The sequence below is a fragment of the Pontibacter indicus genome, assembly GCF_900156345.1.
GTDB classification, from domain to species: domain Bacteria; phylum Bacteroidota; class Bacteroidia; order Cytophagales; family Hymenobacteraceae; genus Pontibacter; species Pontibacter indicus.
The window spans coordinates 14,700-27,632 of the sequence record NZ_FTPP01000003.1 but is presented as its reverse complement, the minus strand read 5'-3'; the positions used below and the strand labels follow the sequence as shown (position 1 = coordinate 27,632).

The window sequence follows — 12,933 nt, the reverse complement described above, 5'->3', positions numbered from 1 at the left end:
TATAGGTATAGGTATAGGTATAGGTATAGGTATAGCCGTTTGAAGTAGTAAGTATAAAAAAAAAGCGAAGCCGGCACTGAGTAGTGTCGGCTTCGCTGTTGTCAGGTATAGCGCAACTAAACTGACAGAATATCCACCATTTTAGTAAAGCTCGGGTTAATGAGTTTCTGCTTGGTAATGGTCTCGATGAAAGGGGTATAGACAAGTTCCCGGTTGATGATACCGGCCATTTCGTTCGTGCGGCCCTCCAAAAGCCCTTCTACGCAGGCAATGCCCAGCTGGCTGGCCAGCATACGATCGGCAGCGGAAGGGGCTCCGCCACGCTGCACGTGGCCCAGTATGGTTACGCGCGCATCCATGTCCGGAATCTGCTGCGACACTTTAGCCGCGATCTCTGTTGCGCTGCCCTCTTCGTCACCTTCCGCCACAATCACGATGAACGATGTTTTGGACCGGCTCCAGCCTGCGCGCAGTTGTTCGATCACATAGTCGATGGAAGTGTCTGTTTCCGGGATCATCACGATCTCGGCGCCGCCGCCAATGGCGCAGGGGATGGCAATGTAGCCGGAGTCGCGGCCCATCACCTCCACAAAAAACACACGCTCGTGGCTGTCAGCCGTGTCGCGGATCTTGTCGATGGCGTCGAGGGCGGTGTTCACGGCTGTGTCGTAGCCAATGGTATAGTCCGTGCCGTACAGGTCGTTGTCAATGGTGCCTGGCGCGCCGATGGTCGGGATGCCGTACTCCTCGTAAAAGATGTTGGCCCCGGTGAAGGTACCGTCTCCGCCAATGGCCACGAGGCCCTCTATACCGTGCGCCTTCAGTTGCTCGTAAGCCGCTCGTCGCCCTTCTTTGGTGGCGAACTCCTTGCTGCGGGCCGATTTCAGGATCGTGCCGCCTTTTTGTATGATGTTGCTCACTGTCAATGACTCCATCTTAAAGATGTCGCCTTTGATCATGCCGTTGTATCCTCTTCTGATACCGTAAACTTCCAATCCGTTATACACGGCTGTGCGAACGATCGCCCGGATGCAGGCATTCATGCCCGGGGCGTCGCCGCCTGATGTAAATACTCCAATCCTCTTCATAAAGAGTTGCTGTTTAATGTGTTCCCTGTTGGGGCCGGATTCTGACCCTGTTCGATTGATCTCCGCGGTATGCGTTGCGGCTTTATTGAATCCGCAAGGTATACATTTGTTAATTTAAGTGGAAATAAAAAAAGAATACAAAATATTGACTCTTAAGATAGCAAAAACCGTATGTAAATGCACTATTGGCTGCAGACTTTAAGCCGGAAAAATTCGTTTCTTATGTGCTGCAAAGTTAGCCGCCCGGGTATAGCGGTACCCAGCGCGTTCGTTATTAATTTGTTATGAATTGTAGACCAGTCAAAAGGGAGCTGTATGTTTAGTTTTTTTGAAAGCGAGGCAGAGAAAAAATTAAAGAGCCATATCACCAACCTTGGTGCCCTCGCCAAGGCAGATGGGCACGTGGACCCCACCGAAATGGACTTTATCATCTCCATTGGCAAGCGGCACGGCATGAAATCCAGCGAGGTGCGCAATCTGCTCTCGAATGTGCAATCCATAAAACCACAGATGCCCTCCAACGACGCCGAGCGCTTTGACCAAATTTACGACCTGGTGGAAATGATGCTGGCCGATGGCATCGTGGACGAGAGCGAGATGGAGTTCTGCGTGAACATGGCGGTGCGGCTCGGTTTCAGGAAGTCGATTGTGGGAGTGCTGGTACGCCGAATCTCCATTGGGGTAAAAGACGGGCTGTCCCGCGAACAGATACGGGAGGACGCACAGTCTTTCCTGAACTACTAAAAAAAATTCATGAAAAACCTGCGTGTGTGGAACGCGGCCATTCTGGGATCTTATGCCCTGGCCCTGTTACTGCTGGCCTATTTCTTCTTTGCGCACGAGTTGCACCGCATCTCCTACGAGGCCAACTTACTCTCCGAGGACTTCATGCTTCGCTTCTGTGCCTTTTGGTTCATCAGCTTTCTGCTGACGGTGATGGTATACCTCTTTAACCTGAACCTGAACTATCTCTGGCTGCCTCGAGCCGAGAAAATAGTGGCCGTACAGGCGGGCAAACTGATTTTGGCGGTGGGACTTGCTGCAGCTTTCTTTGCCGTCGCACTCGTCATGCTCAGCCGCCTTCCCTAATTCACATAAAGCGGCCAGAACATCGGCACCAGCACCATGATCACGGCAATGAGCAAGATAGTGAGCGGCGTGCCGATCCGTATGAAATCAGAAAAACGGTACTTGCCCGGGCTATAAACCAGAATACAGGCCGGCTCAAAGGGTGTCACCAGCGACACCGAGGCCCCCAGCATAATGGCGATAGCAAAGGCCCGTGGATCTGCCCCTAGCTCGGTGGCAGCGCTCAGGGCCACCGGTAAGATGACGAGTGCCGCCGCCGCGTTCGACATGGGCTGGGTCAGGAGTACGGTCAGGATCACAAAACCCGCCAGAATACCGACAGTGCCGCCAATAGGCTCCATAATCTGCACGATGCCATGGGCCAGAAACTCGGCCGCGCCGGAATTTTCCATGGCCGCACCAAAGGCCGTCATACCTCCAATAAGTATCAGCAGGCGCCAGTCGATGGCGTTGTAGGCCTTCTCGGCGCTGATGGCCCGCAGCAGGATGCTCGCGACGGCCGCCGCCAGAAAAGCGATGGAAAGCGGAAGCAGTTTCATGGTCCCCGCCAGAATGGCGAGTGCAAAGCAGGCAATCACAATCAGGCCCTTCTTCTTTTTGTAGAACACCGGCTCAAACTCGTCGAGCACTGCAATGTGGTTTGAGTTTCGGACTTGCTCAAAGCGCTCAGGGGCACCCTGCACCAGCAATACATCGCCCATATGCAGCTTTATGCCGCCTATTTTGCTGCGCACCGTTTCGCCGTGCCGCGACATAGCCAGCACCACCAGGCCAAAGCGCCGCAAAAACTCCGACTCCTTGATCGTGCGGTTGATCAGGTTCGACTGCCGCGGGATCATGATCTCGGCCAGCCGTATATTTTCTGTCTCCAGGTCCTCGGAAATAAGCGCGTCGGCCATGATCTGAATTCCCTTGGTTTCCTTCACTTTCATCAGGGTGTCGATGTCGCCTTCTACCAGCAAAATGTCGTGGGCGTGGATGCGGGTGCGGAAGTCAGGCAGAAAGTTTTCTTTGGCTCGTATCACGTTGAGCATGCGCAGGTTCAGTGTCGTCAGTTCGGAGGTGAAGACCAACTGTCCGACGAGTGGCGAATCGGGGAGTACTACTACCTCGGTTACGTATTTCTGCAGCTTGTATTCTTCGGCCAGTTCCTGGTCGGCGTGGTCGGGCAGCATGCGCTGTCCAAAGGTCATCATATAAATCATGCCCACCACGAAAACAACAATGCCTATACCTGTGAACTCGAACAGCCCGATCGGCTCCATTCCCGCTTTGGCGATATACCCGCTGACCGCCACGTTGGTGGAGGTACCGATGAGCGTACAGGTGCCTCCCAGTATGGCAGCATAAGCCAGTGGCATCAGTAGTTTAGATGCGCTCATGTTGATTCGCTTGGAGAGGCCCACCAGCGGGGTGATGAACATGGCCGTTACGGTGGTGTTGTTCATGAAAGCCGAGACTGTGCCCGTCACCAGCATAATGGTGAGTAGCATGAGGTTGTTACTCTTGTTTGCCAGCCGGGCGAGCCGTACCACGGCAAAATCAAGTATGCCGGTTTCCTGGAGGGCGGCGCTGAGGATGAAGATAGAGGCGATGATGATGATAAAATCGCTGCTGAACCCGGCGAAGGCCTCTTCCGCGCTAATGATGCGCAAACCTGCCAGTATGATCAGCATGGTCAGGGTGACCAGTTCGATGGACACCTTTTCGGTTGCGAACAGCACCACCGCTATCACCAGCAAGGTCAGTACAATGGCTATTTCCATAGAGGTCGATCGGAAAGTACAACGGTTAGAAGATGTAGCAACGGCTTTTACGTGACAAAGCCGCTCCTGATAGCATCTCCCGGGAAAATATTTACAACTCCCGCTGTCTTCCCTAGGTTAGCATCGCCTGCAGGTATACCGGACAGGTATAGCTACCCTAAGCTACCGCTTCCTCGATGGAGGTCAGGATGATCTGGCAGGCTTCGCGTATCTGCTCTTCCGTGATGGTGAGTGGCGGCGCAATGCGCATGGAGTTATCACAGAACAGAAACCAGTCCGTCAACACACCGTTCAGGATGGCCTGGTCGATCACCGCCTTCAGCACCTCAAACGACTCAAACTCTGCCGCCATCATCAGTCCCTGGTTGCGGATCTGCTTGATGCGCGGGTGCACCAGCAATTCTTTAATCAACGCGGCTTTCTGCGCAACGCCTTCCAGCAGATGCTCTTCCTGGATGACCTGCAACGTGGCCAGCGAGGCGGCACAACTTACTGGATGCCCCCCGAACGTGGAGCAATGGCCCAGGATCGGGTCGGTCTTGAAGGCGGCCATGATCTCCTGCGGAGCGATGAAGGCACCGATCGGCATGCCACCGCCCATGCCCTTGGCGCATACCAGAATGTCTGGCTCGATGCCGAACTGCTCAAAGGCCCAGAAAGTACCCGTTCTGCCGAAGCCGCACTGAATCTCGTCCAGAATCAGTAGCGTTCCTGTCTGGTGGCAGCGCTCGCGCAGTCGTCTCAGGTAGTCGTTTTCCGGTGTGCGCACCCCAGCCTCTCCCTGCACAGTTTCGATCAGCACCGCTGCGGTCCGCTCCGTGATCTGCTCCAGGTCCTCAATGCTGTTGTAGCGGATATGGCGCACGTCGGGCAGCAGTGGGCGGAAGGCATTTTTGAAGCTCTCGCTGCCGTTCATGGAGAGTGCCCCTTGCGTGGAGCCATGGTAGGCGTTGTAACAGGAAATCAGCTCGGTACGACCGGTATAGCGTTTGGCCAGTTTCAGGGCGCCTTCCACGGCTTCCGCCCCGGAGTTGAGCAGGTATGTATTGTTGAGTCTCTTGGGGAGGGTTTCGCTCAAGGCATGGGCCAGCTGTACCTGCGGTGCCTGCACGAACTCGCCGTACACCATCAGGTGCATATACTTGTCCAACTGATCGTGTATGGCCCGGATGACTTTCGGGTGGCGGTGCCCCACGTTGCTCACGCCTATACCTGAAATCAGGTCGATGTAGCGCTGGCCTTCGCTGCCGTACATATAAATGCCCTCTGCCTTCTCCACTTCGATCATCAGCGGAAAGTCACTTGTCTGTGCCTGATGCTGCAAAAACAGCTGTCTCAATGATACCATACTGCAAAGTTAGGCAATTTGAAGCTTCTCCGGCTCCATTTCTGCTTCTAGCCTATTCAAAATCGCTCGCCTTGCGTACAATAGGAGGGGCTGGTGAAAGAGACCGGCCTACGATGTTAAACTTTAAAAAAGGAGGATCAGATGCCACAAGGAGATAAATCGTCTTATACAGATAAGCAGAAACGCCAGGCCGGGCACATCGAAGACAGCTATGAAAAGAAAGGCGTAAGCCACGAAGAAGCTGAGAAACGTGCCTGGGCCACCGTGAACAAACAGGACGGCGGCGGCAAAAAAAGCGGCTCGGGCCGTGGTAAATAAGGTATAGAAAATAATTAAAGGTCTATCAAAAAGAAGGGCCGGAAGCGTTAGCTTCCGGCCCTTCTGCTTATGGGTAATTGTTGGTGTGCGCAACCGGATCGTCTTCGTCCAGCGTCGGAGCCACCGTAGGCGGTATACCCTGCAGCGGCCTGTTGTGGGAGAACGGGCGCTCCCGCATGGCCCGCTCGTGCTGCTTCCGGTTGTTGTCACGGTTGCGGCGGCTATAGGCGACCAGCGCCACCCCGGCCAATGCCACTATACCTGTCGCAGCAATTACTTTGGGTATGGTGTTGTCAGGAGCGGGAGGTATAGAGAGCACACCCTGCTCGTCGGTAATGGCGGGCTCGTGCACATAGCGTCCGTGTTCCGGTACTGCCACCGACCAGAAATCCTTTACAAGATCCTCTAACTGACGGGACAGTTGCCCGCCTTCCATCGGTAGTCCGTGACCCGTTGCCGCCACACTTGGGTTCAGCTCCATGAGTCGCTCTACCGAGTGGTGGGCGGCTCCCCAGTCGGGGGTATAGTATTTGGGCGGGCCATGCACGGCGCGCTTCTGCGTCATCACGGCCAGCATCGATTCCCCGTCGCGCGTGATGAAGGCGTCTCCGGCCAGCAGTACGCGGTCGCTTACACGGAAGAAGGAGACGTGTCCGGCTGTGTGGCCCGGCGTATGAACCCATCGCCAGTCTGGCAGACCGGGAACCGTGCCATCGGCCGGCAGCAGCTCCAGGTACTCGCGTATATCGATCGGCTTTTTAGGGTATAGGAACGACATGTAGGCCATGCCACCGCCGCCCACGCTCGGGTCTGGTGGCGGATAGGACGACATCCCGTTCAGATAAGGCATCTCCAGCAGATGGGCGTACACGGGCACATCCCATTCGCGGGCCAGTTCCTTTACAGCACCGATGTGGTCAAAATGGCCGTGTGTGAGCAGGATTGCTTTTGGGCGCCTGCCACCGAAGAGCTCGTCCACCACTTTCCTGATTTTCGGGGCGGCACCGTACACGCCGGCGTCTACGAGCACCCATGAGCCGTCAGGCGAGGCGACAAAATAGAGGTTAACAAATACGGTCTTGAGTCCCCATACTCCCGGCGCAACCGCAAAAGCGTCCTTGCTACCATGGCTTGAGGTACGATAAGTAGTTTCCATAGGCATTTACCTTGTTTTATTTTACATGACAACGGGCGGAATATATACTACGGCTGCCGTGGCAATTGGCTGCAGAGAGCGGGCACATTCAGAGCTGACTTGGCTGACGGTCAGATAATAGCCATGAAAGAGCTGGTCTTGGCGTCCTAAAGCATCGCTAAATGAGTTTGGGAAATAGGGCAGTGCCGCTGAACAAAGGCATACTTTTTGTGTTACCATCTGTGCAGGCATCCACTAAAATAATGTGGACAATGTTTCCTGATTGGCAGGAATTATTTATCTTTCTGAAAACGTTACATACACATGGTAAATTTATTTGTTCCCCCAAGCTATATGGCCGTCTACGCGAAGTGTGTGGATGCGTCGATGCCGGCTTTCGAACCGGAAGAGTGGATAGAGGAAGGGAGAGTGTATCCTGTGAAGCACTTTACCGAGCCCCTCAACCAGGGTGACGGCTTTGCCGTGACTATTGTGGATGAGGACGGCGTGGAGATCCATCCGTCATCTTCGCACTGGAGTTTCGCCTCTACCAGATTTGAATTGTACACCCTTCATTTGAATTAATATCAAAACCACCGATATTTTCGTTAACTCAAAGGCTGCCCCGGCAGCCTTTTTTCATGAGACAAGGTATGGAGTAGATTTTTATGTTGAGTATTACTGAGTTTAATTCGCTTTCGCCCCGGGAGCAGGCCGCCATGGTGTTGGAACAGGGGCGCTACCTGCATCACATTATCCGAGGGTGGTGCAAAATCGATTTGTACTGGTTTCACAGCTATTATGTGGAGGTCTGGTTCCTGTACGATCTCAAAACCATCGGGCTGGTTCGCGCCCTCACCAACAAAGCCTCCCTGGATCCCTATCTGGAAACGATCAAGCTCAGAGTCAAGACCTAAAGGTATAGACAGGCTACTCCTAAGACGGTGAAGGTATAGCCACATGAGTAGAGGCTGCATAGGGATATTATTCTTTTTCAGTACCTGCCAGTGCTGGCTGTAATTGGAGTAGTAGGCGAGTGTTTGCCGAAATTTGATACTTTTGCAGGTATACGCCAGTCGTATCACTCAAAACAAAGACACATGAAGAAAGCCCTACCAAAGAAAGATATCCTTTTAGTAAGTACCTCCACCACGCACGGCACAGGTTACCTAGAGCATTGCCAGAACGAGATAAAACAACTGCTGGGTGAGCGCAAGAGCATCCTGTTTATACCTTATGCTCGCCCGGGCGGCATCTCCCACACTGACTACACGGCCAAGGCGCGCGAGGCTTTCGAGGCAATGGGCATCCAACTAACTGGCGTGCACGAGGCAGCGAGTCCGGTGACGGCTGTGGAGCAGGCCGAGGCGGTGTTCATTGGCGGAGGCAACACCTTCCTGCTGCTGCGCCAGCTCTATGCCAACAAACTGATTGAACTGCTCCAGAAAAGGGTAGAGCAGGGCATGCCGTACATGGGCACCAGCGCCGGTACCAACGTGGCAGGCAAAACCATCGGCACCACCAACGACATGCCCATCGTGTTCCCGAAGTCATTCGACGCGCTGCAACTCGTTCCTTTCAATATTAACCCGCACTACCTCGATCCATTGCCAGATTCCACGCACATGGGCGAAACGCGCGAGACCCGCATCCAGGAGTTTCATGTACACAATCGCCAGCCAGTGGTGGGCTTGCGTGAGGGGAGCATGCTGCGCATCAGCGGGGAGCAGATTGAGCTGCTGGGGCCGCATTCGGCGCGCATCTTTTTGCAAGGGAAACCCGCCATGGAGTTTAAGCCCGCGGACGATATCAGCTTTTTGCTGCAGGCTTACTAGACAGCAATCTACTAAAAGTGAAAAGCCCCTGCTAAGGTATAGCAGGGGCTTTTTTTTGAAAAAAACAAGGCAAAATGCCAGGTCCTTTTACTGTTCTCACTATAATTATCTATTCAAAAAAAACTACTGTGCTTTGTTATTGGCCTCCAGCTTTTTGAGGAGGAGCTTTGTAAACTCGCGCTCGCTGCGGTAGAGTTTGATGATCTGGTTTGAGGAGATCACGCGCTGATAACGGGCTACGTACTCTTTCTCCAGTTCCAGTTCTTTTTCGCGGGTGTTAAACATCCCATCCAGACGGGCTTTCGCCTCCTGGTCGCTCAACGCATCCACATCCTGACGGTAGCCGCTGCGGTAGGAGCGAACCAGCTCGCGGCGCTTGGCTTCATACTCGTTGTAGAGTGGCCAAAACTTCTGCGACTGCTCTGCTGTCAGCCCCATCTCGTCGGTCAGGAATGCCACTTTGGCGGCCTCCACGTTTTTGTCCTGCGAGCGGCCAGACTGTGCCAAAGCTGCAGTGCTGCCGAACGTCAGTGTGCAGAGAAAAAGTAAAATAAAGGGCAATCTTTTCATGTGTGTATTAGTAATCGGTCATTTCCAGTTGGTAGTACTCGAGTTCTTCTTCGGCTGCTTTCGGGCTCACATTCAGAAACTCCGCCGTCATGTCGGGGCTGGAGAGCGAAGGCAGCTCGGCAAAATCAGAACTCTCGAGCACGGCAAAGGTGCTCAGGTAATTGACGATCGCCTCATCGCCTACCGTGGCCAGAATAACGGCCGATTTTTCCTGCTCCTGACGCATTTGCGAGAAGTACACGATGCCAGCCACCAGTAACAGTACCAGGGGAGCCAGTGCTAAACGCAGCGGCTTCCAGGCGGGTGCATACCAGGGGGCAGGGCTATACCCGGCACCGGCAGTGCGCTCCATGATTTGCGCAGGCAGCCTGTCGAAGTACTTGTCCGGTACCTCGTAGATGTTGTGCTTGGGCAGGTCGCTTAGTTTAAAATCGTTTTTCATGTTGTTATGGGTTAGATGGCCTTCGTGCACTAAAGTTTAATCCCGTTTGATAAATTCTTCAATTTTTTTCACGGCGTGGTGGTAAGACGCCTTCAAAGCGCCTACCGAAGTGCCCAGGATCTCGGACATTTCCTCGTACTTGAGTTCGTCGTAGTACTTCATGTTGAACACCAGCCGTTGCTTGTCTGGCAGCTTCAGAAGAGCTTTTTGCAACTTCAACTGTATCTCATCGCCGTCAATATCCGGTGAGGAATCGATCTTTTCGGTGAGTTCTGCAGCCACATCGTTTATGGGTAGAAAGAATTTTTTGCGCTTACTCGAAAGGAAGGTAAGGCACTCGTTCGTGGCAATACGGTAGAGCCAGGTATAAAGCTGCGAATCTTGTCGGAAATTCTCCAGGTTCTTCCATACCTTGATGAAAACCTCCTGGGTCAGGTCGTCGGCATCGTCGTGGTCGATCACCATTTTCCGGATGTGCCAGTAGATCTTTTGCTGGTACTTCCGGATAAGCTGGTTGAAGGCCAGGTTGCGGCTTTCGGGGTTAGCGAATTTATCTAAAATCTCTTTGTCTTCCACGCGTCAGGTAGCAGGGGCAGGGCAGTTATAGCTTTCTGAATATGCAATATAGCCCATAAAAACAAAAGGGACTGCACTTTACCAGTACAGTCCCTTCTGTTTTTGTAAAAAAACTAAGGTATAGCTTTCTAACTTATTTGCGGCTGATGGCGCGCTCGGCAGCTGCCACAATGTTGTCGGTGCTCAAACCGTATTTCTCCATCAGCTGATCTGGCGTACCGGACTCGCCAAACGAGTCGTTCACGGCCACCATCTCCAGCGGCGTAGGCAGTTGACGGCCCAATAGCTGCGCTACCGAGTCCCCCAAACCTCCATGCATCTGGTGCTCTTCGGCGGTTACCACGCACTTGGTCTTGCCAACAGACTTCAGGATAGCCTCGTCGTCGAGTGGCTTGATGGTGTGGATGTTGATGATTTCGGCGTTGATGCCTTTCTCAGCCAGTTTGTGACCAGCCTCAATCGCCTTCCATACCAGGTGACCTGTGGCGATGATGGTTACATCCGTACCTTCATTCAGCATAACGGCTTTGCCGATTTCGAACTTCTGGTCGGCAGGGGTGAAGTTAGGAACTGCAGGACGGCCAAAACGCAGGTATACCGGACCTTCGTAGTCGGCGATGGCGATGGTAGCGGCCTTGGTCTGGTTGAAATCGCATGGGTTGATTACCACCATGTGCGGCAGCATTTTCATCATGCCCACATCTTCTAGAATCTGGTGCGTAGCACCGTCTTCGCCCAGCGTTAAACCGGCGTGCGAAGCGCATATTTTCACGTTCTTGCCGGAGTAGGCGATCGACTGGCGGATCTGGTCGTACACGCGGCCCGTCGAGAAGTTAGCAAATGTACCTGTGAAAGGGATTTTGCCACCAATGGTCATACCGGCTGCCAGACCCATCATGTTGGCCTCGGCTATACCTACCTGGTAAAAACGCTCGGGAAACTCTTTTTTGAAGGCGTCCATTTTAAGCGAACCGATGAGGTCAGCGCAAAGGGCTACTACGTTCTCGTTGGTGCGACCCAGTTCCAGCAAGCCAGCGCCAAAACCAGAACGGGTGTCTTTTTTCTCTGAATATGTATATTCTTTCATCTCTGTGTTAATGCTTAGTAATCAGAAGCTTGCTCTACTGCCAATTGCTGCAGCGCGATTTCAAGCTGCTCGTCGTTCGGTGCTACACCGTGCCACTTGTGCGAACCCATCATAAAGTCCACGCCAAAGCCCATCTCGGTGTTCATCAGAATCATGACAGGCTTACCGTTTCCAGTGGCTTTTTTAGCGTCTTCCAAAGCAGGAAGCAGAGTCTCGAAGTTGTTACCGTCAGCCTCCAGAACATGCCAGCCGAATGCTTCGAACTTGGCACGCAGGTCGCCCAGGGCCAACACTTCTTCGGTGCCGCCGTCAATCTGCTGGTAGTTGCGGTCTACGGTGGCAATCAGGTTGTCCACTTTGTTGTGGGCCGCATACATGGCCGCTTCCCATACCTGACCCTCGCCCAGTTCGCCGTCGCCCATCAGCACGTACACCAGGTTATTGTCTTTGTTCAGTTTCTTGGTTTGCGCAGCACCAACGGCTACCGACAAGCCCTGGCCCAGCGAGCCGGAGGCTACGCGTATACCTGGCAGACCTTCCTCAGTGGCCGGGTGACCCTGCAGCCTCGAGTTGATCTTGCGGAACGTGGCCAGTTCAGATACCTCGAAGAAACCGGCGCGAGCCAACACACTGTACCATACCGGCGAGATGTGGCCGTTGGACAGGAAGAAAAGGTCTTCGCCTTCGCCGTCCATGTTGAAAGGTTGAGGCTTGTAGTTCATCACGCGGAAGTACAGCGACACGAAATAGTCCGTGCAACCAAGCGAGCCGCCTGGGTGACCGGAGTTAACTGCATGCACCATGCGCACGATGTCGCGGCGAACCTGTGCCGCGATCTGCTTCATCTCGTCGATGCTTTTGTTGTGTGGGTTCACGATTATTGAATTGTTTAATTGTTGATTTTTCAAATTGCTAAATTGTTGAATCCTTAATTGCTAATTGTTGATTGTTAAATTGTTTGTCTGATTAGCAATTAACAACTCCTCTAAACAAGGCACTGAACGCTTATGCCTGACTGTTATGAAGGTAACAAGGCTGCCCTTTGTCCTCCCAAATCTATCTTTCAGTAGCTAACTTCTTATGCCTTTCCGGCTGATAAAGAAGTTCTGTGTCCTATACCTTGTGCCCAGTGTCTCTGTTAAAACACAAAGATACAAAGTAAAAAGCGCAGCCGCCTAGAAGGACAGCTGCGCTTTTGCTCGCTATTTCAATATCTGTTTGGCGTGGTCGGAGGTTTTCACTTTCGTGATGATGTCCTCGATGGTGCCGTTTTCGTCGATGACGAAGGTATAGCGCATGGTGCCCATGTACTTCCTCCCATACATCGATTTTTCCTGCCACACGCCGTACTGCTCCACAATCTTCTTATCGGTATCGGCTAGCAGCGTGAAGGGCAGTTCGTACTTGCTGATGAAATTCTGGTGCGACTTCTCGCCGTCGATGCTCACGCCGATTATTTCGTAGCCCTGGGCCTGCAGCGCGCTGTAGTTGTCGCGCAGGTTGCAGCTCTGAGCCGTGCAGCCGGGTGTGTTGTCTTTTGGGTAGAAGTAGAGCACCACTTTCTTGCCGCGGTAATCGCTTAGCTTTACAGTGTTGCTGTTCTGGTCCTTGGCCTCAAACGCAGGCGCCTTGTCTCCGATCTTCAGTTCCATGTCTTTCTTTGCGTATCAAGTATCAAG

16 protein-coding genes are annotated in these 12,933 nt (G+C 53.2%); 6 read left to right on the top strand and 10 right to left on the bottom strand.

What is annotated here, in order from left to right; translation table 11 throughout:
- Positions 1–116: 116 nt before the first annotated feature.
- Complete coding sequence (gene pfkA / locus B0B12_RS14910; protein ID WP_076670486.1) at positions 117–1,088, bottom strand: 6-phosphofructokinase; 972 nt, start codon at positions 1,086–1,088, stop codon at positions 117–119.
- A gap of 315 nt (positions 1,089–1,403) precedes the next feature.
- Between pfkA and B0B12_RS14905 the strand changes: the two genes are divergently transcribed.
- Together B0B12_RS14905 and B0B12_RS14900 are read left to right on the top strand one after the other, a co-directional pair.
- Entirely contained in the window at positions 1,404–1,832 is a 429-nt protein-coding gene (locus tag B0B12_RS14905) for a tellurite resistance TerB family protein (protein WP_076670483.1), read from the top strand.
- A gap of 9 nt (positions 1,833–1,841) precedes the next feature.
- A complete protein-coding gene (locus tag B0B12_RS14900) occupies positions 1,842–2,177 on the top strand; it encodes a hypothetical protein (protein ID WP_076670480.1) in 336 nt (111 codons plus the stop codon).
- Here the strand turns inward: B0B12_RS14900 and B0B12_RS14895 are convergent.
- The gene (locus B0B12_RS14895) at positions 2,174–3,943 is read right to left on the bottom strand and encodes an SLC13 family permease (RefSeq protein ID WP_076670477.1); all 1,770 of its coding nucleotides are present in this window, start codon (positions 3,941–3,943) and stop codon (positions 2,174–2,176) included. The two genes, B0B12_RS14900 and B0B12_RS14895, sit on opposite strands and share 4 nt — an antisense overlap.
- Before the next feature lie 157 nt (positions 3,944–4,100).
- Entirely contained in the window at positions 4,101–5,291 is a 1,191-nt protein-coding gene (locus B0B12_RS14890) for an aspartate aminotransferase family protein (RefSeq protein WP_076670474.1), read from the bottom strand.
- 141 nt (positions 5,292–5,432) lie between these two features.
- Between B0B12_RS14890 and B0B12_RS20380 the strand changes: the two genes are divergently transcribed.
- On the top strand, positions 5,433–5,609 hold the full coding sequence (locus tag B0B12_RS20380) for a hypothetical protein (protein ID WP_170871880.1): 177 nt from the start codon (positions 5,433–5,435) through the stop codon (positions 5,607–5,609).
- Positions 5,610–5,676: 67 nt separating this feature from the next.
- On the opposite strand, the gene B0B12_RS14885 is transcribed toward B0B12_RS20380, so the two are convergent.
- Positions 5,677–6,765 (bottom strand): MBL fold metallo-hydrolase, encoded by a 1,089-nt coding sequence (locus B0B12_RS14885; protein ID WP_076670470.1) that lies wholly within the window; start codon positions 6,763–6,765, stop codon positions 5,677–5,679.
- Positions 6,766–7,098: 333 nt separating this feature from the next.
- Between B0B12_RS14885 and B0B12_RS14880 the strand changes: the two genes are divergently transcribed.
- The 3 genes from B0B12_RS14880 to pepE all read left to right on the top strand — a co-directional run bounded on the left by B0B12_RS14880 (position 7,099) and on the right by pepE (position 8,579).
- Positions 7,099–7,329 (top strand): hypothetical protein, encoded by a 231-nt coding sequence (locus tag B0B12_RS14880; protein ID WP_244554728.1) that lies wholly within the window; start codon positions 7,099–7,101, stop codon positions 7,327–7,329.
- Positions 7,330–7,412: 83 nt separating this feature from the next.
- Complete coding sequence (locus B0B12_RS14875) at positions 7,413–7,661, top strand: hypothetical protein (protein ID WP_076670464.1); 249 nt, start codon at positions 7,413–7,415, stop codon at positions 7,659–7,661.
- Positions 7,662–7,844: 183 nt separating this feature from the next.
- Complete coding sequence (pepE, locus tag B0B12_RS14870) at positions 7,845–8,579, top strand: dipeptidase PepE (RefSeq protein ID WP_076670461.1); 735 nt, start codon at positions 7,845–7,847, stop codon at positions 8,577–8,579.
- Positions 8,580–8,702: 123 nt separating this feature from the next.
- Here pepE and B0B12_RS14865 read toward each other — a convergent pair whose 3' ends face one another.
- The 6 genes from B0B12_RS14865 to bcp all read right to left on the bottom strand — a co-directional run bounded on the left by B0B12_RS14865 (position 8,703) and on the right by bcp (position 12,906).
- Positions 8,703–9,149, bottom strand: coding sequence for a hypothetical protein (locus B0B12_RS14865; RefSeq protein WP_244554727.1), 447 nt, complete (start codon positions 9,147–9,149; stop codon positions 8,703–8,705).
- Between the two features lie 7 nt (positions 9,150–9,156).
- On the bottom strand, positions 9,157–9,591 hold the full coding sequence (locus tag B0B12_RS14860; protein WP_076670458.1) for a hypothetical protein: 435 nt from the start codon (positions 9,589–9,591) through the stop codon (positions 9,157–9,159).
- Between the two features lie 36 nt (positions 9,592–9,627).
- Positions 9,628–10,167: an RNA polymerase sigma factor gene (locus B0B12_RS14855; protein ID WP_076670455.1), complete on the bottom strand. Its 540-nt coding sequence runs from the start codon at positions 10,165–10,167 to the stop codon at positions 9,628–9,630.
- Positions 10,168–10,300: 133 nt separating this feature from the next.
- A complete protein-coding gene (locus tag B0B12_RS14850) occupies positions 10,301–11,254 on the bottom strand; it encodes a transketolase family protein (RefSeq protein ID WP_076670452.1) in 954 nt (317 codons plus the stop codon).
- A 14-nt stretch (positions 11,255–11,268) separates the two neighbouring features.
- Entirely contained in the window at positions 11,269–12,099 is an 831-nt protein-coding gene (locus tag B0B12_RS14845; protein WP_076671282.1) for a transketolase, read from the bottom strand.
- 357 nt (positions 12,100–12,456) lie between these two features.
- Positions 12,457–12,906 carry a thioredoxin-dependent thiol peroxidase gene (bcp, locus tag B0B12_RS14840; protein ID WP_076670449.1) on the bottom strand — a complete coding sequence of 150 codons (450 nt, stop codon included), beginning with the start codon at positions 12,904–12,906 and terminating at the stop codon, positions 12,457–12,459.
- Positions 12,907–12,933 lie beyond the last annotated feature (27 nt).

What these genes read in the sequence shown, in the direction of transcription:
- pfkA (WP_076670486.1), bottom strand. Translation starts at nt 1,088, where the DNA reads ATGAAGAGGATTGGAGTATTTACATCAGGCGGCGACGCCCCGGGCATG.
- B0B12_RS14905 (WP_076670483.1), top strand. Translation starts at nt 1,404, where the DNA reads ATGTTTAGTTTTTTTGAAAGCGAGGCAGAGAAAAAATTAAAGAGCCAT.
- B0B12_RS14900 (WP_076670480.1), top strand. Translation starts at nt 1,842, where the DNA reads ATGAAAAACCTGCGTGTGTGGAACGCGGCCATTCTGGGATCTTATGCC.
- B0B12_RS14895 (WP_076670477.1), bottom strand. Translation starts at nt 3,943, where the DNA reads ATGGAAATAGCCATTGTACTGACCTTGCTGGTGATAGCGGTGGTGCTG.
- B0B12_RS14890 (WP_076670474.1), bottom strand. Translation starts at nt 5,291, where the DNA reads ATGGTATCATTGAGACAGCTGTTTTTGCAGCATCAGGCACAGACAAGT.
- B0B12_RS20380 (WP_170871880.1), top strand. Translation starts at nt 5,433, where the DNA reads ATGCCACAAGGAGATAAATCGTCTTATACAGATAAGCAGAAACGCCAG.
- B0B12_RS14885 (WP_076670470.1), bottom strand. Translation starts at nt 6,765, where the DNA reads ATGGAAACTACTTATCGTACCTCAAGCCATGGTAGCAAGGACGCTTTT.
- B0B12_RS14880 (WP_244554728.1), top strand. Translation starts at nt 7,099, where the DNA reads ATGGCCGTCTACGCGAAGTGTGTGGATGCGTCGATGCCGGCTTTCGAA.
- B0B12_RS14875 (WP_076670464.1), top strand. Translation starts at nt 7,413, where the DNA reads ATGTTGAGTATTACTGAGTTTAATTCGCTTTCGCCCCGGGAGCAGGCC.
- pepE (WP_076670461.1), top strand. Translation starts at nt 7,845, where the DNA reads ATGAAGAAAGCCCTACCAAAGAAAGATATCCTTTTAGTAAGTACCTCC.
- B0B12_RS14865 (WP_244554727.1), bottom strand. Translation starts at nt 9,149, where the DNA reads ATGAAAAGATTGCCCTTTATTTTACTTTTTCTCTGCACACTGACGTTC.
- B0B12_RS14860 (WP_076670458.1), bottom strand. Translation starts at nt 9,591, where the DNA reads ATGAAAAACGATTTTAAACTAAGCGACCTGCCCAAGCACAACATCTAC.
- B0B12_RS14850 (WP_076670452.1), bottom strand. Translation starts at nt 11,254, where the DNA reads ATGAAAGAATATACATATTCAGAGAAAAAAGACACCCGTTCTGGTTTT.
- B0B12_RS14845 (WP_076671282.1), bottom strand. Translation starts at nt 12,099, where the DNA reads ATGAAGCAGATCGCGGCACAGGTTCGCCGCGACATCGTGCGCATGGTG.
- bcp (WP_076670449.1), bottom strand. Translation starts at nt 12,906, where the DNA reads ATGGAACTGAAGATCGGAGACAAGGCGCCTGCGTTTGAGGCCAAGGAC.